This window comes from Paenibacillus sp. FSL K6-3182 (genome assembly GCF_037976325.1).
In the GTDB taxonomy this organism is placed as follows: Bacteria; Bacillota; Bacilli; order Paenibacillales; family Paenibacillaceae; genus Pristimantibacillus.
In genome coordinates this window covers 2,178,477-2,201,649 of sequence record NZ_CP150265.1, presented here as the reverse complement: position 1 = coordinate 2,201,649, position 23,173 = coordinate 2,178,477, and the positions used below count along the sequence as shown (strand labels likewise).

Below are 23,173 nucleotides of genomic sequence, written 5' to 3'. Positions count from 1 at the left end.
GCACATTTAATTCCTCCTATCAAAAGCTAAATAACATGAATCTATTAATTCAAAAATCGTGTCACGAACTGCATTTTCACTTTGAAAAGGATAATTGTAATCTTTACCCCAATCTTCAAGATGCGCTGTCGCTGAAAGAACTAACATTTCTATCCAATCATCTACGATTGGAGGTTCAACAGTGGAATCTTTTGTTTGTTTATGTACATTTCGTATTAGTTGTTCTTCACAAGCTTCAAACACACGATATAAATATGCGCCACGTTCTTGATGCTGAACTCTTCTTAACTGCGTTTTTATTGACCCAATCTTTCGTGCGAAAATCCCAAACATGGTTTCATCATAATCAGGCGATACATCTTTAATTTTGCTATTAATGTTTCGACCGTCAAACGGTTTTTCCATTGATTCCCAATCCTCATAACATGGGTCCAGTGGCTTTTCCATTGCCACATTGTTACCTATTTCAAGAAACTTATTTCTCACAGTATCCGTATTAATCATTCGATGGATGGGGTCTTTGAATGCTTGTCTTTTCTCAAGTTCCTTATCTAATGAATCAATAATATACTGCTCTTTTCCAGATATCGTTATGGTGTTATATAAACGACATCTTTGAACTTTTAACAATAAGGTTGCTTCGAGTTGGATTTCATCTTCTTGATTAAACTTCCAATCAATCTGTTCAAGAAAATGAATCCACATCTCATCTGTATAACGTTCAATTGCATCTAAATATCCAGACTCATTTTTGCCCTGATATTGTTTTTTATAATCATCCAGTATGATGCACTTTAAATATGGAAGAACCGTTTCGTAATCTTTATCAAGTAATAGCTGCATGAGTTCGCTTTCAGGCAATTCTAATTTATGTCTTTTTAAAAGTTCAGTAGTTCTCTCATTTGTAATACCAGTATTGGTATAGAACCCAAAGCGAATATGCTTCCCAAAATGATGAGAAACATCCAAAAAACTCACTATGCTGTTCTTTACTTCATCAGAGTTAAGAGAGAAGCATTTTGATTCATAACTCTTATCACTCTCAATATACTCTGTTTGTTTACCGTTTCCATCTTCTTTACTTACATATATGTCCTCGATATGTTCACATGCCACAAGTACAGATATATCAGGTGATTTTTCAAGCTCATCAAATATTAATTGGATAGCTCTTAGTCGCTGCAGCCTTTCACCCTTGCTTTGTTCACCCACTACCCGACTGATAATACTTCTCTCCATAGACTTCCATCCTTATAAGTATGAATCTTACGCACTATGTCATTTCGACACCATCCTCTATTATCCCTCTTAATTACCCATATTTCTGGGTTCAGAGGAAGATATACCCGAATATCGAGAACACTTGTTCTTATAATATCATCTGATGGAGACAATTTCTATAAAAAGCTTTTTGAGTAGTCATAATAAAAACACTCGTTATGCCCAAAAGGACCGAGTGTTTCGAGTAAACATATTATTTTAATTGATACTCTAGTCTAACGACATATTCAAGTAGTACCATTCCTTTTCTTGAAACCACTCAAAACCAACATCTTTCTTAAAATACAGAGTTCTGTCCCTACTTTTATTTTTCCATTTGCCAGCCCAGCTTGGAATAATTGGATTTTCATTAATATACAAAGTACCATGACTGATATTCACACAATCAGCATAACCAGAATGTTGTTAATTCATATAATAAAGATTATCAGTTAAGCATAAGAATCGTTTTAATAAGAGAAACCCCCCAAAGGAAAAGTTCCTTGGGGGGAGTTTTAGCCTCGTACTTATTAAAGTACGGGTTGCGTTAAAGTTAAGCCTCATACTTATTTTTGCAAGTATGGGTTGCGTAAAAACAATTTATTAGCTTGAGAAAAGTATACGACACTTCTTTATATTTGTCAATTTTTAATTTAAACCTTATCCGATGCAACCGCAGCTTCTGGCAATAGATGTGTAAGACCTTGCTGAGATATAATTCTTTCTAGTTCTTCAAGTTGTTTCGTTTGCAGTTCAAGATTTTGTTCTAAAATTTTTATCTTTTCACTTTCAGTCTTTTTTATATATGGGCTATGGAATTTGTATAGCTTTTCTTCAATCGTCTTCATTAATTCCGTTTTAGCAATAGAGCCACAATTTTTTCTGAGTCTGTTTTTCGACACTGCTCTCATTTGATGAAGCAATAAGTACGAATCAACACTAAAAGCTGTATAGATTGATGAATCTACTTTTATCACAGCTTTCTGTATATCTGGTGCAAGATTATCAAATTTAGTTTCTGTTTCAGATGTAGCTGGAATAACAATTGAAATATCGGAATAATCAGCAATAATAACTGATGGTCTTAGAAAGGCTTGCTCTCTCCCAATACTGTGTTGACCATAATCCACATTAAATACTCTTCCTCTACTTTGAGCTATGGATGCTGAACGTGATTTATGGGTATTTTTTTTCGGACCATAAAGTCCAAATTCATTAGTAAAACCATTCCATAATGTATACTCCAAGCCTTCATCTAGCTTTTGTTGAATAATGGTTAATTCAGTGTCTTTAAGTGTATTTCGTAATTGATTAATTACTTCAGGGAACGCTGATGTTTCTTTTTTATCCATTTTTTCCTCATTTTGCTTCATTTTAATTAATTCGTGGACCTTAAGCCTCATATTTCCCCTCATTCTTTCATCTTTATTTAATTAACAAGAAGACACATTCGACAAAACACACCAAATCCCTGCATACAAATAAAGAGAATTAATTTGAAGTATCATATGATAGTTAGCGATTCAATTAATTATACTAACTCGAATCCTCTCATATTCACTAGCAGAATGAAAAATGAATAACTTTAATGTTGTGATAAGCCAATTTATCTATAAGTTCTTATTATCGTATATACTCTAAAATCACTTTGACTTCTTTTTCTGTTTACTTTTCGAGCGATTCTTTATTTCTGTTGTTGCATTTTTTTTATTGTCATTCAATCCTTTCAAAAGATTAATCCACTCACTAACTATAGTTATTTTCGAATGATTAGACCATGGCAATAAAAGTATGGCTAATGAACACCCTAAGAGTGAAATATGCGCTAGAATTGAATGAACAGATAAGTAAGTAGCCTGTTCAACGTTCCTTGTAACGATTAAAAATAAGTACGGACCTACATTAACAATTGAATTTGTACTTATAATTAAAAATAAAAACAATAATAAATTTCGCAAATACATTCTCTTACTTCCAAACTCCATATCATAACTTAATAATTTCGCTATATACATAGCAAGAAAACTAATAACAAATACACTTGCATTGTATTCGTTTATAAATTGCAAACCGAATTGTTCGCTGTATGAAGTAAATATGAGTATTGGAGCCAAAGCAAGTGCGAAAGCTTGCAACATGGATGAAGCAACAATCCTTGTGTTTTTGAAATGATTATACGAGGGTTTTTGTAAATCCAAATACAACATGATATTTATGTTTGCGTAGAGCATAAGCAAAAAACAGCCCCCAAGTATCCTCCAAATTAAATCTACACTCATAAATATATCAATATTATAAATTAGTAATGGAATAAAGATGAAGGAATAACTCATAATTATTGAAGTGCTACGTTGTAATGCTTTTTCCTGCGATATTCCTTCTAATACAGATTCCTTATTAATAATGCTAGCTATTTCACCTAACATCATAAAAGCTGCGAACATTGAATTAGTTATAATAAACGCTAAGAACATCTCATTATTATCAAATAAAAATACATTATACGATGGATATAAGAAGGAAACAGAGCCAGCTCCACCAACAATAAATACTATAAATAAAGGTAACGCAACTCGCAGTTTTATTTCAGCATAATTAAGTCCAAATACAATGTTGAATAATGACTGTCCCAAATTCTTTCCAAAAATCAATTGCATTATTTCATTAAGATTATCCATTTGAAATGGGAATGCTTTAGAAGTCATCAATTGATAAAAGGATGACCACAATCTTCCAAAACTTAGGAATAAACCCATGCCTATAATAAGAGCTACAATGGGTTTAAAAAATAGCTGAACTCCTTCGTAAAAATTCATCATTATTAATAAAAAACTTATAAAAATAGTTGCCATGATAACAATTGAATAATGTTTAATGTAACGATATTTGTTCGGTACTTTCTGGTTGATTAAAAAAGAACAGCCAAATAACAAACAGCCACAAACAAATATAGTTAGTATTTTCAAACCAATATCTGTCCAACTGAGATTCACACCGCCATTATTCGTTACAATCAAAAACACTGTGACATAAAGTATTAATACAGACTTCTCGATATTTTTGGTTTTCTTTATCTTGAATATTTTTAAAAAAGAGTTGAATGCAATGGTTATAGCAATCCATATTAGAACGGCTGTATAAAATACATTAAACCCATCGTAACTTGGAATGACAGCGATTATTGGACCAAATAGCATACCCAAATATGGATATTTCTCTACAATTTTAAAATCAGTTGCATTCAAAAAAAAGAAAATTAGTATAAGAAAGAACAACTTTTCTAGCGTATTAGATGATGCTCCAATAAAAATAATACTTAATGATGATACTGATGCAAACATAAGATTCTCAACTATCTGTATGCTTTTAGAACCAAATAAACCTATTCTCCTCAATAAAATAGATACGACTCGAAACATAATAGGAATTGCAATGAGCATTAACGACCAATACTTCAGCTCAGAAAGTATTAAAAATGGAATAGCAGCTACAATGTAGAACATCACTAATACGAGAATCGTTCGTGAAACCCATTTAATTATTCTATTTGTGTGATTAAATATGAGAAATAAAAAAGGTATAAATAATGAAATAATTATATAACTTTGTTGAACAGCAACCATTATCAAATATTTCCCCTTTAAAATTTATGGCATAGCCACGTAATAGCTCCTCACATAAGCCTTTATTTATTATCTATAGGTACAAAAATACAAATAGGAATACATCACTACGACAAGCTTAAAATAATCATGTCTATCCTTTTGTACAATTTTCGACAATACCCATCAAATTCCTGCATGTATTCCATTTTTAATTTTTGTTAGCTACTGCCTACAAAGGTGCTAGAACGTGCATATATATTTGGGTTATTTCTTAGAAAGGTGGTCATATTTTGTTTTGCTCAAATTGCGGATTGGAACTGTTAAAAAACTCGAAATATTGCTCACAGTGTGGAACAGCAACATTTATCAAAACAGAAAACGAACAAGTAGAATTTATCAATCAAAGCTTTACTGGAAGTATGGTTAGAATTGGTGATGAACACCGGAGACAAATTAATCATTTTCTCCAAAATAATAATTTTCAAAAAATTAGTTGGCATTTCAGCATAACACAAGGTCGTGTATATACACTTACGCTAACTTCTGAGAAGCCTCAAAAACCTTTACCATATCGGTTTGGTATTTATTATTCAGGAACAGCAAATAGTAGCGCCTTTGGATGGCTATCAAGCGTTTTTACAGGTTGGAATGTTGATAGCGCACTTCAACAATTTCAAGCCTCAAATCCGAATGTAAGAATTAGAAGTACAAGTCCCATTCATGATAGAGGCACCAATATTGGTCTCTATATTCTTTTTACATATGGTGTAAAGCCCTAAAACAAATGAGACTAGTCCTTGTAGGATTAGTCTCATTTGTTTTCATCCGTATTAAAATATTTGATTTGCTCTTCGAATCGGATTAATAACTCTGAAGGTTTTAAATACAATGCTCTCGCTAACATTAGTATTGTTGTTAAACTTGGATTCTTTAAACCATTTTCTATTTCACTGATGTAACTTCTATCAATCCTAGTAAATAGAGAAAGTTGGTCTTGTGTAATTTCAAGTTCTTTTCTTCGTTGGTTTAATATCACTCCAAATTTAACAAGGTCAGGATTTTTATCTTCTGCCATACACACCTGTCCTCTCTCCATTAATAAATAAAATGATAGAGAGAACAAATAAGGATTTCTGTAGGCTATTCCCACGAAGAATGATTGTGCTAGAATGATGGGGAATTATGACAAATGCTGTCGATTACAGGGGAGAGATTTAATTGAAACGTATTCTTATAACGTTAGCAGCTTGTTTACTTCTTATTACTGGATGCTCGAAAGCACAACCTGAACCAACCACAACTAGTACAACTACTCCTATTGTGGAGGTTACTCAATCACCTATCCCATCAGTAACACCACAACCAACCGAAGTTGTTCCAGTTGTTCCATCTGCGGAAGAAGCGGTTAAAAAATATTATGATAGCGTAATAAAAAAAGATTATGATACCCTTGCAACATTACTTTACGAGAAAAACTTAGACATATCGGCTACTGAATGGGTCAAACAAATGAAAGATTATGATTTTAAAGAAAGGTGAGGATATGCTAGCATTAGTTTTAGAGGAAAATCAGTGGAAAGTTGATTTTACTTTAAGAGTTGATAAGCAAATTCTTCATGAAAATGGTTTGACACCGAAGATGGATCCATTTCAATTACAAAAGTAGAAAAAATCAAAACTGTACTTGGTTATGATATTATCGTTTATCTGAAAAACAATACGACAGACAAACAACTATATATCAGCCGAAAAGATTTAAGTACTGGTGAGTTGACTACTGAAAAAGGTACAACAACCTCTGAACTAGGCAAAGCTACTGTATCACCTGAATCTGATGGTTCAATTGGCATTCGTTTTATAACAGAAAAATCAGAAGCTCAAAGCCTAACAATATTTAATCTTCAATTCTTTGATAAAGATAATTTGCCAGCAAGTGAACCATTTAAACTATTGATTCCATTACAATAATGTTTAATTCTCAAAGCACTAGTCAATCTAGTGCTTTTTTATTTTTATCAATTGAATAGATTTTTCTAATATTATTTCAACGTTATGGCTATTACAAAAATAAACATGATACTTGCCCCTCTTAAAGTAGCTAACCAACTCCCAACGTCTTAACTCACGAAGCTGATGAGAAATAGCGCTAGGAGTCATTTGAAGATAATAAGCCATTTGAAATACGGTACTCTGCCTTTGTATAAGAAGATAAAGTATTTTCAATCTAGTTGGAGCTGCAATAGCTGTAAATAGCTCCGAAAGGCTCTCTAATGTATTAGCGTTTAAATCTAGAAAGCTATTTGATTCATTCATGTGTGCATCACCATTCGTATTAAGAGTCGGACCACAGCATACCAAATAAATACGCTGAATATGCACAATCGAATTTCGAATTGAAAGCCAATAGAGAAAAATCATGAAAACCCCACTATCAGTATGATGTGGGGTAATCTCTGACTAAAAGATAAATCAGTTTCCCTTCCAATAACCTCAGAGAAATTGTAATTTTACCTTTTCTTCATTCATTTTTGGTAGAATGAAAACATACAAAAATGTATGAGAAATGGGATGATTATAATGACGCAATCACTTCAAGATATAGGTTATAGAATCAGAGAAATTCGTGAATTACGAGGACTCACCCTTGATGAATGTGCTAAACAGTCAAATATAACACGTGCTTACTTAAACACGATGGAGCTTGGGCAAGCAAATTTTAGTATCGGAAAGCTTCAATCGCTCTCTAACACATTAAATGTACAGCTATCCGATTTTTTTATGAAAAGCCCTTCATTATATAGTCTAGAAGAGGAAGTAATCAAAATATTAAGCGCTAATAAGAATCAGCGAAACCTTCAATGTGTGATTGCACTCTTACGAGCTATGGATGCATCATAAGAATCCACCAACAATATATCCTAATGGTTTAAGCATTTTAATTCGTTCCTCTTCAAATTTAGCAATACCCTTGAACTGTCGTGAAAACTTATGAAAGAAGTATTCGACCAGATTCGAATGGTTTTTGTATGTGCCAAATAAATTCAAGTGCATCTCAACGGATTTACAAGCTATAGTTGTAAATTCATCTGCACTTATATTATTTTGTTTTACCACTTTTTGTTGAGCAAGTTGAGTCCATACATAAGTCTCATTTAAAAAGAGCAGCGCAAAAATATAATCAGCATCAGTAGTAAGTGTATAGAAATCATTTTGTAAAAAATCCTGTTTATAGGCAGCATAAGACTTCACGTTGATGAGAGCAACGTATTCTGGCTCATTTTCAACAATGACGCATGGTTGATTCACAGCATTATAAATAAAAGCGAACGGCTCATCAGCTTTAAAAATATCATGAATCGATGAAATATTCTTCATTAGTAAGCGGCTTCCCCTGTATTCAGGAGTAAAGGTAAACAACTTATTTGTCCATTGATTTTGTTTAATCAAATGATTAAGTAAACGAGCCTCTTCTTCTAACGGTTGTTGAATGTTTATTATCATGATTTTTTGTCCCTTCTTATGTATAATATATCAAACATTTTTGTTCGATATATTTACTATAACAATTTCGAAAGGAAATGCGCAGAAATTCTGCAAACTTTTTAACACTAGTTATTTGGATATTTTTGGTGTATACTTTATACTTTATTATGAAGTTTCGACTTCTAAGCGGAATGCTACCGCTTTAAAAAAAGCCATATTTATTAAACTATTAAAGAACAATCTGATTCCAACAGGTTGTTCTTTTCTAATTACAGCGATTGAATTTGAATTTTATGAAATCAGATATATACTTCCATATATTTATAATTTATATGGAAGGTGATATATTGAAACTTAAAGGGACAGAAATTTTATCTCTTATATTCTTATTTACATGTGGTGTATTAATAGTTTATTCATTTTTCTTTACTGATGGAAACAACGATGAAATTAATAATGCAAACAATCAATTAGAACAACAATCAATTGATATAGCTTCATCTAAATTTATAAACAGATTTAACGAAATCGCAGTTGCATGGGACCAAGATATCAGAATAGGTGAACCTACAATAAAGCAAATAGACAATACCAATTCATTTAGATACGATTTTAATAAAGGGTTATATTTAGAAGGAAAAACTAGCAATAACAACAACGAGATAAAATCAATTGAAACAACTCTAATATTCAATAACGATACTGCTCAGAACGTTGTTGATTTTTCAGTTTCTGGTAATGTTATCGTTAGTATTTTTAGCCCAGAATTAAGTATTGAAGAGAGACGAAGCGTTATGTACGATTTAGGTTTTAAAGGTATAGCAACTAAATCTTCATATCACAAATCCTTAACAATTGGAGATTATCTTTACTTTATGAAAGTTAAAGAAATTGAGGGATTAAAATATATTAGTTTTGGAATGGAACAACAATAAATACAAGAAAGAAGCCAATTCTATTCATTGGCTTCTTTGTTGTTTAATCATATGCTTATTATAAATTTTAGCTTCCACACCACTGTTCTGTGGCTTATAGAACTTATGATATTTCATCTCTGATGGAAAATATTCCAACTGAGTGTCTGGATTGTCTATGGGGTTCACATACGTCTTTGTACCGTCTCTGAGGTGAACTGGTACATCAAACGGCTTGGCGTTCTTAACGGTCTCCAAAGCGGCGTTTATGGCTTTATATGCTGAATTGGACTTAGGACTCTCACAAATGAATATAGCAGCTTGTGCAAGCGCCATACGACACTCTGGCATCCCCACGAACTGAACTGCTTCTTTCGCTGCTAATGCCATTTGTAGCGCCGCTGGGTTAGCCATACCCACATCTTCTGTCGCATGTACAACCATTCGTCTAGCGATATACATGGGGTCTACACCACTATATAGTAATCGTGCCATCCAATATATCGCCCCATCACTGTTACTCCCTCTAAGCGATTTACAGAAGGCAGAAACGATATCATAAAAGTCAGTCTGTGATAATCCATTGATACGTTGTTCAACTGCTTCTTGAATATGTTCCAGTTCAATGTTGTTACGACCATGTAACGAGTAAGCTGCATTCTCCAAAGCGATTAATGAATTGCGAACATCCCCATTTGTAATATCAACTAAGTAATCAAGAGCTTCATCACTTATTGTATATTTATCAGCCAGTCCTCTTTCTTGATTCTGTAAAGAAAGCTGAATAATTTGCTTATGGTCTTCTGGCTCCAAATGCGTAAAAGAATAAATTTTACAACGTGAAACCAACGGTGGAATAATGTCATGCATGACACTTTCGGTTGTAGCTCCAATCAATATAAATGTTCCATCTTCACTTGGTGGAAGTAATGCTTCTTGAACGTTTGATTTCATGGCATGAATTTCATCAATAAATAAAATGGTTCGTTTCGAATAAAGACGCAAGTTCTCTTTCGATGACTTAATGGCTTCACGTAAGTCAGCAATTCCCAAATTGACTCCATTCAGTTTAATGAATTCCGCATTGGTCATTTTACTGATAATTGTGGCAAGACTGGTCTTGCCGCTGGATGGTGGACCCTGTAAAATCATATTGGTTAATCGGTCATTTTCAATTAGTCTTCGTAAAACCTTACCTGGTGCAAGTAAATGCTTTTGACCAAAAAACTCGTCCAAGTTATTGGGTCTCATTCGTTCTGCTAATGGTTTATATGATTGGTTCTGTTCAAGGTTATATTCAAATAAGTCCATATTATAATTTTGATTCTCCTAACATAATGATTCTACTACCTATAATTATAGCCCATTATGCTTATAGAAAGAAAAATTAAAAAATCCCCACCCAACTAGGCTGGATGAGGATTTCGATTATTCGTTTTCTCTAGCTGAAAGACGAGACTGTAATTGTAGAATTTCACCACGTAATCGAGCATTGAGTTCACGTTCTTCTTCCCACATGACTTTAATTCCTTTGTATTTATCATTTAGCTTTTCGTTCTCAGTTCTTAACTTTGAATTCTTCGATTCAGCATCATTTAATTTTTGCTCTAATCCTTCTACTTCCTTACGAATGAGCTTCACATTTTTATCATACTCATAATCTTTAAAGACACGCCTCTTTCCATATTTATATTCCCATTTTTTTGGATTCCATATTTTCAAGACATGTTCTTTATACAAAATGCTTTTATATAATTGACCACCGCTGTAATGGATGAGTTTTTGAAGTGTGAGAACAGCATAGTCACCTTCATTCAATTTAATAAACTCAATGACATCTTGTACTTTCTTAACAGTTTCTTCTCTTTGCTGTTTTTGAATTTCTGTTAATTTTTCATTCACCTATATATCTCCTGTCAATTCTCCGTTGAGTATTTTAGTTATTAGTTCTTCTTTATGACGTTCAATGCCATTCTCACAAATTCGGATGATTCGTTCGATAAGAATTGAATTACGAATGGCGTTTTCGAATGATGCAGCCCATTTGGGATGTTTTTCATACTCCTGCATCTTTTTATCCCAATATTCCAATTCCTTTTTGTAATACTCCAGATATTCAGATTTCGGAACAAACCAATCGCAAGCATAGCACTCAAAATGTATTGCAGTTCCTTGAGGATTACATTTGTCAATTTGACTGCAAATACCCACTCCTTTTGCTCCACCAGCCTCCCAAGTTAAATAAGCATCAGGTTTTGTTTTTCTTAATAACGCAACTGTCTTCTCATCAAGATTCCAATACTTCCCCTTCACTTCAACAGCTGCACTTTCTGAAAGTATATTTTTGTCTTGTAGCATTTTCTTCATTGCATCACGTAAAGGATGACGATATTTACTGAGCATGTTTGTATTCTTATGGTTAGATAATTGAGATACTTGTTCTTCTGAATAACCGCCTATATATAGCCTATCAGTAATGGCATTATGACGAAATTGATGACTTGTAGGTGCATATATGTTTCCCTTTTTATCTTTTACTTTTAAAATATGAGCTAGTTGCTTCATAGACATATTAAACTTATGACCTGTCATAATGGATAAAAATCTACGATGTTGAGGAGCTGTATAAGTAACCAATTTCCCATCAATTTCTTTAAAACTGAATCTACGGTAAAGAAATAAATTATCACGTTTATCATCACTAAGCGTTTCATAATGTTGAAACTGACTTTTATTTAAATGTACAAGCCTCTGTAGCAAATCAATCACATAAGCCCCATGCCCAACGTTGATTAATGGTAATGACTTCATCTCGGCTATATCATAGCCACCATTTTGTTTCCAAGTAGGTACGAACAATACGTAATAACTATAACTCGTTTTTAAAGCATCTAACTTACAACCAAATACCTCTTGTGAACGGTTGGGAAAACTTCTAAAAACCCAATATGCCGCTCTTAATTCTAGGGGAATATCTAACGTTTCATCTTTCATAATCTTATCCCATTGACGAATGACCTCAATGGGAATGTACTGCTCATCATTTTTTTCAATTTTGTAACGAAAAGGATTCCTGCTTTTAGTTGGACTCACTGTTGGCATTTCAGAAAAATGAAAATCGATTAGAATTTCAAAGAAATTTTTAATTACTCTGTAATAGTTATTTTTAATTTCAGTTGTATCAAAATTTTCTCTTAAATGTAGCTCATATTTCGAAATCATTTTCTTATCTATATCTCTCAGTAAATGATTTGGATAGCGTTCGTCAAAAAAATTCAGAAAATAGTTGATTCGTTGGACATCTGTATTAATAACCGCAATTGCTCCTCTTTTTAATAACGAATAGCACTTTAATAAAAATTTGTATTTGGAACTTACCTTATCAAAATAAATGGTATGAAAAGCACGATTTCGATTATCCTTATGTTTGTAATTGCAATACCACTTATCATCATCAAAAGAAAAATCACCATATTGTTGCGTCTTTATGCGAAGTTGCTTTATGATATCTTCATTTTCATCATAATTGATATTAGATAACCAAATCAGTTGGTCTTTCAATAGAAACCCCTACTTTCTTAGCTGTCTTTTCAGATTCTAATATTTTGGTCTTGTAGGTGACTAAATCATGTTTTAGCTTTTGATAGCTTTTATATTCCTGATAATCAAGAATATTGTTCTCTTGATACTGAACCTCCAATTCATGAATAACAGCTTGTTGTTCTTTATATAATTGATACCATTTGGGAAGATGCTGTGGACCCGTAATAAGAAAATTGCATCCTGCACATTTTTGTTTAACGCATGGTCCAAATGCAATATGTTTAAAACAAACGCCATGTCCTTCAGGTGTCTCTCTGCTTCCTAACATTATTTCTTGAAGTAAAGCTTTGCGTTCCAACTCTGAATATGGGTTAAGCTCTTCTGACTCAACAAAATCATCAAAATACTTTTTAAAAAAATCTGATTCTAATTGAGCCAATTTATCAATTTGAATATCTTTGTACGTCTCCTCTGTTGTTTTTAGATTTATATGACCAACGAAATTAGCGACCTCTTCAAGAGTTGCACCTTCTGAAAATAATGATGTTGTAACCGTCTTTCTACATTGATGATGAGAATAATGGAATAACTTCCCGAAGTTATCTCGAATTTGATATTTCTCAATCAGATTGTTTATCAAAACATTGATTCGAGTTTTTGACGTAATCGTTCCTCGATTAAACTGCTCTGAACAAAAAATAAGTTTCGTATTTAACCTTTCTCGCAATTCCCTTGTATTCTCTGATTGTAATCTAAAATATTTCATTAACTCCTCATGGGCTGGAATAACGTGGAATTTATCCTTTCTATACTTTACAGTCTTCCAAGGAACATATTTCAGCATCCAAGTTTTTTGTTCATCATCATAATAAAGCCAGTCTTCCTCTAATGTTACGGCTTCGCTTATTCTCATTCCAGAATGCATCATAATAACCCAAGCACTTTTTACTCTATCAGGTAGTTCATCTAAATGAGTTTCAAGCTGATGAATGACCTCTTCAGGAATATATGATATTTTCTTTGAAAATGACTTAACGTTATGAAAAGAGAACTTGGTGAATGGATTCTCTTTATCCTTTTCATATTTTTCAATCAACCACTCATAAAAAACCTTCATTATACTGAAGCATCCGTTAATCGTCCTTAGCCCATATTTTTTCTCACTTGCTTGTTTTGTCTTTATTTCTTGGAGTTTATTTATTAAATAATGAACATGAGCAGTATTCAAATCCCATAAAGATATAATTTGATATGGCTTCAATACTTCAAGACAAAGCTTAATATAACGCAATCGCTCTGAAACCTTTTTTGGATTTTCTTTCGCTCCTAATAAATAATTGATATATTGTTTTATATGTTTCTTAACCTCACCTTGAAGGTCATTAAATTCAAACGTATGTTTATGAAGATATTCTATTTGGATGGTATACACTGTCCAAAGTTCATCATCAAAACGGTATTTTTTATTTTTGATATGTTCCATTTGTTTCAAGTAGTTTTCATGACGAGCCTTTTTAAAAGGATTGTATTCATTATTCTTAAAATGCTTCACAATGCTAACAGTGGGAAGTGACCTAGCTCTTAAACTTCCGTATAACGAATAATTAAAGAGCTGCAACCAACCTAAACTAGGATTAATCTTTTCAAGCTCTTCCACACATTTTTCAAGATAATCTTCAAATGCTTTTCCAAGTGAAATACAGGATAGAACAACATCAGTACCCAATATTCTCTTTCGAATTGCTGTTGCATAACTCCAAACAAGTTCTATATTGTTACTTTTAACGGATTCTAATAGTTTTTGAAAATATTCTTGGAGAATCATGTCAACTTTCTCGTATACAAACATATATTCTGGTCTGTTTTGCTTTGGAGATGGAAATCCCAATTGCTTGAATACATCTGATGCAGTGATAGGCGTTTTATTTTCAAGAAATTGATTACAAATAAGTCTAATCATATTTTCATATTCAATTTCAAACGCTGTTGAAATCTTCAACACATGCGCATCTTTATATTTTCTTTGAATTTTACGGAAAGCTTCTATATCTAGGTTCTTTAAAGCATCCCATATTTCATTCGCTATTCTTTGGACGATTAAGTATTCCGATGCTTTGAAGGATAATGTAATGATTTTATCGTTTATAACAAAGCAATTCGCTCCACCATGAAATTCTCTAGTGCTGTTCTTTACTGTTATCATCTTGTTGCCCCTCTCCCTTTGTCTTAATTCTTCTAGGTGCTAGTTTAGCCAATGTTTCTTTTCTCTTCTTTATATTTGATTTATTTGTATAGTATTTATGGATGGTATTCGTGCTGGCTCCAACATAATCAGAAACCGTGGATAAGGACAATCCATATTCTGTGAACATCTCAATACGTGTGCTTCTCCCACTATGCGTTCTAATCTGGGAAGCATCTATCCCTATTTTCTCCGCTGTCCTTTTAAGGATTTTTAAATAATTTCTTCTCCGACTAGGCATCCCTCTATACTTGCCTTTATTGTTAAGAAAGAGGTATGAACTATGATGAGCGTCTGCTTGTTCACGTTCTCCATTTATATAATTTTCAATATCATTCATTAACTCATCTGCATAGATGGGTAAATCGTTTAGTATTTCAATATCACGATTGTTTGTTTTTGCATACGCCTCATTATCATGGTTAGCCTTACGCCTTACATGTAATATGTTTTCGAATCGGTTAATATCATTTAAGTGCATCCCAAGAATTTCAGAAATACGAAGACCGCATTCAACACTAATACGAAATATTAAGCGGTCTTTATGGCTAGGTAGATTATCGATAAAGTTTTGAATCTGTTCAATGTTATACCACTTAATATGATTTTGTTCTGGACTAAATCTAAGTTTTGCATAGAATGGGCTATTCTTTGAGTTGTCAAAATTATAAATCTGACCATAAAGAAATTTGGTCTTTACATAAGCCTTTCCCCTGTTATTCTTCCCCCTACCATATCCCACAGGATTATTTTCAATTTGTCCATTGTCTTGTAACCAAGAATAGAATTGTTTAATGACTGAAATATGATAACGAATCGTTCGTAGATTTTTCTTCCCTTCTGTATTAACAACCTCACCACTGTAGCCCAATAAGAATTTTACATATCCCTTAATTGTTGATGTTTTAGTGACTTGCCCATAGTTTAGATGGAGAATGTTCAGGTAGTTCAAATAATCAACTAGTACATATCCATATCGTTGTCCAGTTAATGGACTATTGGTACTCATTTCATCTAACCAAGCATTAATTTCATTCAAGGGTATTCTATCTTTTGTTATGATGTATCGAATTTGAACTTCTTCTGTCTGGTTATTTGGTATGATTGCTTTTTCCAATTTTAACGTCATCAGTTCCCCCCTATGTTGTGGTTTATGTGAGTGATTGTTCAATCGTTTTAGTATTATAACAATTTCGACTCGAAAAACGCAGAATTTGTAATTTGATGCCAGATGGTGGAGAGATTATTTGGTTGGACAATTATTCGGTTGGTCTTGCAATGCACTATAATACAAGGCTTCTAGCCTTGTAAAGAGGGCTACTTTTGTGGAAATTCGTATGAAATTCCTTCATAAAATTATTAAATAATTGATAATGATTTTTATTAAAATATTAAAATGGACGTTTAACCACTTGTTCTTACTCACTCTATTTGGGATTGATGATTCGTTTTACCATCAAAATAATGTGGAATTAATTCATCACGTTTTACGATAAAATTACGACTGTAGTAAATGTTTCCAGTATGCTTTTTCACATTCATTTGTTATTTTTAAGTCTGACAATTGCATACAAAAAAAGCCCAATGGAGTTATCCACTAGGCTGTACTATTGGTACTTTTTGTATTCTATTTATCCACAGAGGAGAAGCTTTTAAAGATAAAAATATAGCCACCCGCCCCTTCGGTTGGGCTACGCCCTCCACCTCTACAACATCAACTCTCTCCATCATATCGTTTTATAGCATGTACCGTTCCCTTCTGGCAGTACACTCTATGAAATCCCTTCTAAAATCTAGGGTTATGAGCATAAGTTCATTCTTCTTAGGTATGGAAATAATGTGTACAGAACATCTAGAAAAAGCGTCGTCTTCTTGCCGTACATCGCTTTGTTGGTACGAGCCTGCTCGATAACTTCACGTACATCCTTTACCGACGCATCTACCGCGTTCAGCTTCACGAACTCGCCTGCTGTCCGCAAAGATATAATATGTGCAAGCGTCGTTTTACCGCAGCCCGGCGGACCATACAACAAAATTGACGACACTTGATCGCCTTCAATAGCCCGCCGCAGCAGCTTACCCGTTCCTACTATATGTTCTTGCCCGATATATTCGTCTAATGTCTGCGGCCGCATGCGATCTGCAAGCAGCCTGGCGCGAGGCGCTTCTTCCTCTTGAAATGAAAATAAATCCATTCTGCTCCCCAACCTTCTGCCATCTGTTACTCCGATCATAGCATACAAGCACATTTGTTCGCCAGAAATGATGTGCTTGTATGCTAATCACCGAAGCGTCAACAGCTTCGCTGTCCTTTCTGCTGTTATGAAAAGTGTTGAATTGATTTATTTTGCATTTCAGACAAATTGGAAGCAAGTTCATTCCTTTTTATGCTAGCAATCTTTCACGCTCGCTCAGTGCTAAACTATGAGCAGTTCGAGCTATCTTGTACTTTTGCAGGCTAGCAACTCTTTTTGTGCTAGACGTGTAGTCCATGATGTATTTTTGCAATACAGATGCACATGTTTTAGTCAACAACCCATAAAAACGAGCAAGTTACTGCGCATATACAAGATAGCTCGTCCTTTACTGCTAATCCAAGGCAAGTTATTGCAAATGTGCAGGATAGAAAACCGAAGCCTGTAAAGTCACTCCTAACAAACTTGCCTTGCCGCAATGCCCTAGAAATAAAATCCCTTTATTAAAATAAATCTATAAATTCCTATATAAAATAGCCGATTCGTAAAAAAGCTGAAGACGCTTTTTTTCAAATCGGCTATTGTTTTGCTTCTTATTTGTCGAGTGGAGATCTATGGCCTCTCACCAGTTTACCGACAGTTATCGTTTACACCTCAATGCCGCCAGCAGCAAGCAAATCCTTCACGACGACACTAACCATGATCAGACCCGCTACCGGCGGAACGAATGCATTGCTGGCCGGAGGCTGCTTCGCTTTGCGAATGTCAGGCGCATTCTCGGGAACGATTTTTTTCGTAACATCCTCACGCGGCTTCATTGGCAGCTCCGTTGAGAATACTACCTTAACGCCGCGTTTGATGCCTTCCTTACGAAGCTTAGTACGGATAACCCTTGCTAAAGGATCGGTATGCGTCTGCGAAATATCGACAACCTGAAATTTCGTCGGGTCCATCTTATTTGCTGCGCCCATACTAGAAATAATCGGAATTTTTCTCTCGAGACATTGCTTGATCAAATGAATCTTATACGAAATCGTATCGGATGCATCAACAACATAATCAAGCGGGTACTCGAAAAACTGTTCAAACGTTTCTTCCGTATAAAACATACGCAGGGCAATGACATCACATTCAGGATTAATCAGCTTAATCCGATCGCGCATAAGCTCTGATTTTACTTGCCCCACTGTCGTTGTGAGCGCATGAATCTGACGATTAACGTTCGTAATATCTACAACGTCCTTGTCAACGAGTATAATACGTCCAACTCCGGTGCGTGCAAGCGCCTCAGCTGCAATGCCGCCAACGCCTCCGATGCCGAGCACGGCAACCGTGCTCCCCTTTATTAGCGCTAGCCCCTCTGGCCCAATAGCCAGCTCTGTTCGTGAAAATTGGTGAAGCATCCGGCCGCCGCCTCCTTCGTATTGATTGCTTATTTTTCGCTAGTTTCTGTTGCTGCAGTTGCTGCTGCCGCTGCAACTGGTTGCTTCGGTTTAAGAACTGTACGGATATGCAATTGCTCAAGCTGCGAAAGCTCGACCTCGGACGGCGCATCGCAGAGAAGATCTGTTGCACTTGCCGTTTTTGGGAATGCAATCGTCTCACGCAAATTCGTGCGGCCTGTAAGCAGCATCACCAGACGGTCGAAACCAAAAGCAATACCGCCGTGTGGAGGCGTTCCATATTCAAATGCATCCAGCAAGAAGCCGAATTTCTCTTGTGCTTCTTCCGCGTTAAAGCCAAGCGCTTTGAACATTTGTTCTTGTACCTCACGCTTGTAAATACGCATAGAGCCGCCGCCAACTTCATAACCGTTCAGAACTAGATCGTATGCTTGTGCGCGAATTTGGCCTGGATCCGTATCGAAGAAATGAAGGTCGTCTTCATTTGGACGTGTGAACGGGTGGTGTTCTGCAACATAACGCTTCGCATCCTCATCAAAGCCAAGCAATGGGAAGTCAACAACCCAAGCAAACTTGAATTTCGATTCGTCAATCAAGCCGAGGTCTTTACCAAGCTTAGAGCGCAGGTTGCCAAGTACATCACAAACCACTTTTTTCTTATCTGCAGAGAAAGTTAGCAAATCGCCATCTTCAACTTGCAGACGCTCAGTTAGCGAAGCAATCTCTTCCGGTTTAAGGAATTTAACGATCGGCCCGCGCCATTCGCCATCCTTCACTGTGATCCAAGCTAGCCCTTTACCACCGTAACGAGCAGCGAACGGCTGCAAGTCATCAAGCTCTTTACGGCTCCAGCTTGCACAGCCCTTAGCGTTCAACGCTTTAACAACGCCGCCGCCTGCTGCAACGCTTGCGAATACTTTTACATCGCTAGTTGAAACGATATCGGTAATATCTTTAATTTCTAGGTCAAAACGAAGATCCGGTTTGTCGGAGCCGTATTTGTTCATTGCATCTGCATAAGTGATGCGTTGGAACGGAAGCTCAAGCTCTACGCCAACTGTTTCTTTCAGAAGCTTAGCTGTCAGCTCTTCCATCATAGCAAGCAATTGATCTTGCGAAAGGAAAGAAGTCTCGATGTCGACTTGCGTGAATTCCGGTTGACGGTCTGCACGAAGATCCTCATCGCGGAAGCAGCGAGCGATTTGGTAGTAGCGTTCAATACCGCCAACCATTAGAAGCTGCTTAAAGATTTGCGGCGATTGCGGCAATGCAAAAAACTCACCTTCATGCACACGGCTTGGCACCAAGTAATCACGCGCGCCTTCAGGCGTGCTTTTCGTTAAAATTGGTGTTTCTACGTCGATAAAGCCTTCTCCGTCTAGGAAATCTCGGAAAACCTTTGCTGCTTTCGAACGAAGCAACAACGTTTTTTGCATTTCTGGACGACGCAGGTCAAGGTAACGATATTTCAAGCGAAGCGACTCGTCTACTTCTACGCCATCCTCAATTGGGAATGGAGGCGTTTTGGCAGCGTTCAACACTTCAATTTTTGTAACACGAACTTCAATTTCACCGGTAGCAAGGTTAGCGTTGTAAGTTTCAGCATCGCGCTCCACTACTGTTCCTTGAATGGCAAGGACGAACTCATTACGAGCACGGTCAGCGATCGCTAGTGCGTCACCTGAGAAATCTGGGTTAAATACCGTTTGTACAATACCAGAACGGTCGCGAAGATCGATAAATAGGACACCGCCAAGATCGCGGCGACGTTGTACCCAGCCGTTTAGAATAACTGATTGACCAACGTCCGCTTTCGTTAAGCGACCGCAGTGATGTGTTTTTAACAACATTGTGTTCATTCTCCTCGTTTAGTTAGATTTATTTTTGTGTAGCAAACGAACTATTAATTTCTTCAGCGAGCTTATCAAGTGCAACAACACGCTGTTCGCCTTTTGTCATGTCTTTCAAGGAAATCTCGCCGCGCTCAAGCTCATCGTCGCCTAGTATAGCTGTAAAACGGGCTTGAAGACGGTCTGCCGACTTCATTTGCGCCTTCATTTTACGACCAAGATAATCGCGCTCTGCACGTATGCCTTGCTGTCTTAGCTGGTAAACGAGCTTAGTTACCTCACGTTCTGCAGCTTCTCCAAGCGCAACCACATACACATCAATTTGATTAAAAACCGGCAATTCTGTTTCTTGATGCTGAAGCAGCAAAATCGTTCTTTCAAGACCTAAACCAAGACCGACACCCGGCTGGTCAGGACCGCCGATTTCCGATACTAGGCCGTTATAGCGACCGCCGCCGCCGACAGTATCGATCGTACCGATACCCTCTGCCTTGTATTCGAAAGCCGTATGGGTATAGTAGTCGAGTCCGCGAACGAGGCGATGATTGATTTCATAAGGAATGCCCATGTCGCTCAAATACATTTTTACTTTATCAAAGTGAATTTGGCATTCCTCGTCCAAGCTGTCCAAAATAGACGGCGCATCCGTAAAATGCTCTTGATCGACCTTGCAATCAAGCACGCGCAGCGGATTGCGATCCATCCGTGATTGGCAATCCTTGCAGAGCAGCTCACGCTTAGGCTCTAAGAAAGCCAGCAGACGCTCGCGGAACACCGCACGTACAGCCGGTGTGCCAACGGAATTAATTTCTACGCGTACGCCTTTTAGACCCACCTCTGTATAAAAGGTATAGCCAAGTGCAATGACTTCTGCATCTATAGCAGGATCAACCGAACCGATAGCCTCAACGCCAAATTGATGCAGCTGGCGATAACGGCCTGCCTGCGGGCGCTCATAACGGAACATCGGACCGATATAATACAATTTAGACACGTCTGGCTCGCCGTACAGCTTGTTCTCTACGTAAGACCTCACGACGCCTGCAGTTCCTTCCGGACGAAGCGTCAGACTGCGATTGCCGCGGTCTGTGAAGGTATACATTTCTTTCTCAACGATGTCGGTCGTTTCACCGACGCCCCGTTGAAACAGCTCAGTGGATTCAAATATCGGCGTACGAATTTCTCGGAAATTATAACGCTGACAAATATCCCGAGCCTTCTGCTCCACATACTGCCATCTCTCTACCGCGCCAGGCAAAATATCCTGTGTGCCCGGCATTTTCTGAAATGCCATTGAATAACCCCTCCTGCCCTCATAATAAACGGGTTAAATTTCGGAAAACGCAAAAAACTCCCGTTCCTAATAGCTTGCGCCATAAGGGACGAGAGTGAATCTCCCGTGGTACCACCCACATTTCGAGCCTGCATCCTATGCGTTCGGCTCGCTCAAAGACGGTTAACGTCCGTCATCCGCAGTCCAGCTACTGTGCGTTAGCTGCAAGCCTAATTGCTTGCTGCCATCTGCCGTTCACCGTCTGTTCTCCGGGAAGTCTGTTCATTCTGCCAATATAAGGACGCTTGCAGCCAAGTGACGTCCCTCTCTGAATATAAGGCGTAGAATTACTTTGTCCCATCAACGAATCCATATCTATACTGAGGACTAATTTTACCTCTGACTAAGATTAAAGTCAAGATCGAACTGCCCAAGCAACGCCATCCTGTTTAAAATAGGCAGAAAAAAACCTACAAAACGTATTTGTAGGTCCAAAAGTAAAATATATTTTAAAAAGGGGGTCGAGTTCTATTATAGGTCAATGATATTAAAAAAAAGTTAGAGATTGATTACAGTAATATTACAATTTCGAAAGCGTTTTAATGGATACTTTGTGTAGATGCTATTTTCTCCATTTGTTTATTTCAAAAGATAACCGCCCCAGCTCTCGGCTTGGGCGGCGGTATGCTTATGCTATAGTTGACCCGAATTATCGCGGCGCGGGTGCTGCGGGAAACCCGCCCACTCCTCCGCCGCTTCCATATCTTCCTCAAGCTCTGCAAAAATTTTAGCTTCTCTGCGATCGGAATGAAGCAGTCTTCGAGAGGCTCGTTCCATCCCTTGTTCCTTGCGTGATTGGTGCATTCGCGGTTTACCTCCAATATGGCATACTGCTTGTACAAGCTTCTTATGATGCGTGCACAGCCTACACTATATTGTTTCCCGCGTTGCCTTAGTTAAATACGGCTATCCAAAATTAACGTTATAGGCCCGGAATTCACGAGCTCCACGTCCATCATCGCACCAAAACGCCCCGTTTCCACGACCAATCCGGTGGAACGAAGCGTCTCATTAAACAAATCATACAGCTGCTCTGCTTGCTCGGGTCTGGCGGCTGCCATGAAGTTAGGGCGTCTGCCTTTCCGGCAGTCTCCATATAGTGTAAACTGTGAGACCGAAAGCAGCTGCCCGCCAACATCTGAAATAGAATGATTCATTTTGCCTGACTCATCCTCAAAAATACGCAGGTTAGCTACCTTATCAGCCATCCATTTGACATCCGCTTCTGTGTCCTCATGCGTCATGCCTACAAGAAGCACAAGCCCCGAGTCAATTGAACCTACTGTTTCACCCTCAATGACTACCTTTGCTTGTTTACTGCGTTGTACAACAACCTTCACTGCTC

The 23,173-nt window shown here is 36.7% G+C and carries 23 protein-coding genes and 1 pseudogene; 6 read left to right on the top strand and 18 right to left on the bottom strand.

Annotation, left to right across the window (positions count from 1 at the left end; all coding sequences use genetic code 11):
- Positions 1–6 precede the first annotated feature (6 nt).
- From MHH56_RS09575 to MHH56_RS09565, 3 genes are all read right to left on the bottom strand, one after another.
- Positions 7–1,239, bottom strand: a complete 1,233-nt coding sequence (locus MHH56_RS09575; protein ID WP_339207902.1) for a hypothetical protein — start codon at positions 1,237–1,239, stop codon at positions 7–9.
- Positions 1,240–1,913: 674 nt separating this feature from the next.
- A complete protein-coding gene (locus tag MHH56_RS09570; RefSeq protein WP_339207901.1) occupies positions 1,914–2,633 on the bottom strand; it encodes a type II toxin-antitoxin system PemK/MazF family toxin in 720 nt (239 codons plus the stop codon).
- A 270-nt stretch (positions 2,634–2,903) separates the two neighbouring features.
- Entirely contained in the window at positions 2,904–4,883 is a 1,980-nt protein-coding gene (locus tag MHH56_RS09565) for a hypothetical protein (RefSeq protein WP_339207900.1), read from the bottom strand.
- Positions 4,884–5,176: 293 nt separating this feature from the next.
- Here MHH56_RS09565 and MHH56_RS09560 point away from each other — a divergent pair, with 293 nt between their 5' ends.
- On the top strand, positions 5,177–5,644 hold the full coding sequence (locus MHH56_RS09560) for a hypothetical protein (RefSeq protein ID WP_339207899.1): 468 nt from the start codon (positions 5,177–5,179) through the stop codon (positions 5,642–5,644).
- A 32-nt stretch (positions 5,645–5,676) separates the two neighbouring features.
- Here MHH56_RS09560 and MHH56_RS09555 read toward each other — a convergent pair whose 3' ends face one another.
- Positions 5,677–5,940 carry a helix-turn-helix transcriptional regulator gene (locus MHH56_RS09555; RefSeq protein ID WP_339207898.1) on the bottom strand — a complete coding sequence of 88 codons (264 nt, stop codon included), beginning with the start codon at positions 5,938–5,940 and terminating at the stop codon, positions 5,677–5,679.
- Positions 5,941–6,083: 143 nt separating this feature from the next.
- Here MHH56_RS09555 and MHH56_RS09550 point away from each other — a divergent pair, with 143 nt between their 5' ends.
- The 3 genes from MHH56_RS09550 (at position 6,084) to MHH56_RS09540 (ending at position 6,833) form a co-directional block, all read left to right on the top strand.
- Positions 6,084–6,404, top strand: coding sequence for a hypothetical protein (locus MHH56_RS09550; protein ID WP_339207897.1), 321 nt, complete (start codon positions 6,084–6,086; stop codon positions 6,402–6,404).
- Between the two features lie 4 nt (positions 6,405–6,408).
- Positions 6,409–6,531, top strand: a complete 123-nt coding sequence (locus tag MHH56_RS09545) for a hypothetical protein (RefSeq protein WP_339207896.1) — start codon at positions 6,409–6,411, stop codon at positions 6,529–6,531.
- Positions 6,532–6,635: 104 nt separating this feature from the next.
- The gene (locus MHH56_RS09540; RefSeq protein ID WP_339207895.1) at positions 6,636–6,833 is read left to right on the top strand and encodes a hypothetical protein; all 198 of its coding nucleotides are present in this window, start codon (positions 6,636–6,638) and stop codon (positions 6,831–6,833) included.
- Positions 6,834–6,860: 27 nt separating this feature from the next.
- On the opposite strand, the gene MHH56_RS09535 is transcribed toward MHH56_RS09540, so the two are convergent.
- Positions 6,861–7,178 (bottom strand): metalloregulator ArsR/SmtB family transcription factor, encoded by a 318-nt coding sequence (locus MHH56_RS09535; RefSeq protein WP_339207894.1) that lies wholly within the window; start codon positions 7,176–7,178, stop codon positions 6,861–6,863.
- A 264-nt stretch (positions 7,179–7,442) separates the two neighbouring features.
- Between MHH56_RS09535 and MHH56_RS09530 the strand changes: the two genes are divergently transcribed.
- Entirely contained in the window at positions 7,443–7,763 is a 321-nt protein-coding gene (locus MHH56_RS09530; protein WP_339207893.1) for a helix-turn-helix domain-containing protein, read from the top strand.
- Here the strand turns inward: MHH56_RS09530 and MHH56_RS09525 are convergent.
- Complete coding sequence (locus MHH56_RS09525) at positions 7,758–8,366, bottom strand: hypothetical protein (RefSeq protein WP_339207892.1); 609 nt, start codon at positions 8,364–8,366, stop codon at positions 7,758–7,760. The genes MHH56_RS09530 and MHH56_RS09525 overlap by 6 nt on opposite strands.
- A gap of 329 nt (positions 8,367–8,695) precedes the next feature.
- On the opposite strand from MHH56_RS09525, the gene MHH56_RS09520 reads away from it, so the two are divergent.
- Positions 8,696–9,283 carry a hypothetical protein gene (locus tag MHH56_RS09520; protein ID WP_339207891.1) on the top strand — a complete coding sequence of 196 codons (588 nt, stop codon included), beginning with the start codon at positions 8,696–8,698 and terminating at the stop codon, positions 9,281–9,283.
- Positions 9,284–9,307: 24 nt separating this feature from the next.
- Here the strand turns inward: MHH56_RS09520 and MHH56_RS09515 are convergent, their stop codons facing one another.
- The 12 genes and pseudogenes from MHH56_RS09515 to dtd all read right to left on the bottom strand — a co-directional run bounded on the left by MHH56_RS09515 (position 9,308) and on the right by dtd (position 23,168).
- Entirely contained in the window at positions 9,308–10,573 is a 1,266-nt protein-coding gene (locus tag MHH56_RS09515) for a replication-associated recombination protein A (RefSeq protein WP_339207890.1), read from the bottom strand.
- Between the two features lie 117 nt (positions 10,574–10,690).
- Positions 10,691–11,164, bottom strand: coding sequence for a hypothetical protein (locus MHH56_RS09510; protein WP_339207889.1), 474 nt, complete (start codon positions 11,162–11,164; stop codon positions 10,691–10,693).
- Positions 11,165–12,823, bottom strand: a complete 1,659-nt coding sequence (locus MHH56_RS09505; RefSeq protein WP_339207888.1) for a tyrosine-type recombinase/integrase — start codon at positions 12,821–12,823, stop codon at positions 11,165–11,167.
- Positions 12,795–15,008 carry a site-specific integrase gene (locus tag MHH56_RS09500; protein WP_339207887.1) on the bottom strand — a complete coding sequence of 738 codons (2,214 nt, stop codon included), beginning with the start codon at positions 15,006–15,008 and terminating at the stop codon, positions 12,795–12,797. The genes MHH56_RS09505 and MHH56_RS09500 overlap by 29 nt, the downstream gene beginning before the upstream one ends.
- Entirely contained in the window at positions 14,983–16,176 is a 1,194-nt protein-coding gene (locus MHH56_RS09495; protein ID WP_339207886.1) for a tyrosine-type recombinase/integrase, read from the bottom strand. The genes MHH56_RS09500 and MHH56_RS09495 overlap by 26 nt, the downstream gene beginning before the upstream one ends.
- 712 nt (positions 16,177–16,888) lie before the next feature.
- Positions 16,889–17,242 (bottom strand): annotated as a pseudogene (locus MHH56_RS09490) (AAA family ATPase); the annotation flags it as partial.
- A gap of 647 nt (positions 17,243–17,889) precedes the next feature.
- Positions 17,890–18,645 (bottom strand): tRNA threonylcarbamoyladenosine dehydratase, encoded by a 756-nt coding sequence (locus MHH56_RS09485; protein ID WP_339207885.1) that lies wholly within the window; start codon positions 18,643–18,645, stop codon positions 17,890–17,892.
- 29 nt (positions 18,646–18,674) lie between these two features.
- Entirely contained in the window at positions 18,675–20,495 is a 1,821-nt protein-coding gene (gene aspS, locus MHH56_RS09480) for an aspartate--tRNA ligase (protein ID WP_339207884.1), read from the bottom strand.
- A gap of 28 nt (positions 20,496–20,523) precedes the next feature.
- Entirely contained in the window at positions 20,524–21,789 is a 1,266-nt protein-coding gene (hisS, locus tag MHH56_RS09475; protein WP_339207883.1) for a histidine--tRNA ligase, read from the bottom strand.
- 187 nt (positions 21,790–21,976) lie between these two features.
- The gene (locus tag MHH56_RS09470) at positions 21,977–22,129 is read right to left on the bottom strand and encodes a hypothetical protein (protein ID WP_179089913.1); all 153 of its coding nucleotides are present in this window, start codon (positions 22,127–22,129) and stop codon (positions 21,977–21,979) included.
- A gap of 332 nt (positions 22,130–22,461) precedes the next feature.
- On the bottom strand, positions 22,462–22,632 hold the full coding sequence (locus MHH56_RS09465; RefSeq protein ID WP_179089914.1) for a hypothetical protein: 171 nt from the start codon (positions 22,630–22,632) through the stop codon (positions 22,462–22,464).
- 92 nt (positions 22,633–22,724) lie between these two features.
- On the bottom strand, positions 22,725–23,168 hold the full coding sequence (gene dtd / locus MHH56_RS09460) for a D-aminoacyl-tRNA deacylase (RefSeq protein WP_076270826.1): 444 nt from the start codon (positions 23,166–23,168) through the stop codon (positions 22,725–22,727).
- Between the last annotated feature and the right edge of the window lie 5 nt (positions 23,169–23,173).

Coding starts and splice junctions, on each gene's coding strand:
- MHH56_RS09575 (WP_339207902.1), bottom strand. CDS start 1,239: ATGGAGAGAAGTATTATCAGTCGGGTAGTGGGTGAACAAAGCAAGGGT.
- MHH56_RS09570 (WP_339207901.1), bottom strand. CDS start 2,633: ATGAAGCAAAATGAGGAAAAAATGGATAAAAAAGAAACATCAGCGTTC.
- MHH56_RS09565 (WP_339207900.1), bottom strand. CDS start 4,883: ATGGTTGCTGTTCAACAAAGTTATATAATTATTTCATTATTTATACCT.
- MHH56_RS09555 (WP_339207898.1), bottom strand. CDS start 5,940: ATGGCAGAAGATAAAAATCCTGACCTTGTTAAATTTGGAGTGATATTA.
- MHH56_RS09545 (WP_339207896.1), top strand. CDS start 6,409: ATGCTAGCATTAGTTTTAGAGGAAAATCAGTGGAAAGTTGATTTTACT.
- MHH56_RS09535 (WP_339207894.1), bottom strand. CDS start 7,178: ATGAATGAATCAAATAGCTTTCTAGATTTAAACGCTAATACATTAGAG.
- MHH56_RS09530 (WP_339207893.1), top strand. CDS start 7,443: ATGACGCAATCACTTCAAGATATAGGTTATAGAATCAGAGAAATTCGT.
- MHH56_RS09525 (WP_339207892.1), bottom strand. CDS start 8,366: ATGATAATAAACATTCAACAACCGTTAGAAGAAGAGGCTCGTTTACTT.
- MHH56_RS09515 (WP_339207890.1), bottom strand. CDS start 10,573: ATGGACTTATTTGAATATAACCTTGAACAGAACCAATCATATAAACCA.
- MHH56_RS09500 (WP_339207887.1), bottom strand. CDS start 15,008: ATGATAACAGTAAAGAACAGCACTAGAGAATTTCATGGTGGAGCGAAT.
- MHH56_RS09495 (WP_339207886.1), bottom strand. CDS start 16,176: ATGACGTTAAAATTGGAAAAAGCAATCATACCAAATAACCAGACAGAA.
- MHH56_RS09485 (WP_339207885.1), bottom strand. CDS start 18,645: ATGCTTCACCAATTTTCACGAACAGAGCTGGCTATTGGGCCAGAGGGG.
- aspS (WP_339207884.1), bottom strand. CDS start 20,495: ATGTTGTTAAAAACACATCACTGCGGTCGCTTAACGAAAGCGGACGTT.
- hisS (WP_339207883.1), bottom strand. CDS start 21,789: ATGGCATTTCAGAAAATGCCGGGCACACAGGATATTTTGCCTGGCGCG.
- MHH56_RS09470 (WP_179089913.1), bottom strand. CDS start 22,129: ATGGGACAAAGTAATTCTACGCCTTATATTCAGAGAGGGACGTCACTT.
- MHH56_RS09465 (WP_179089914.1), bottom strand. CDS start 22,632: ATGCACCAATCACGCAAGGAACAAGGGATGGAACGAGCCTCTCGAAGA.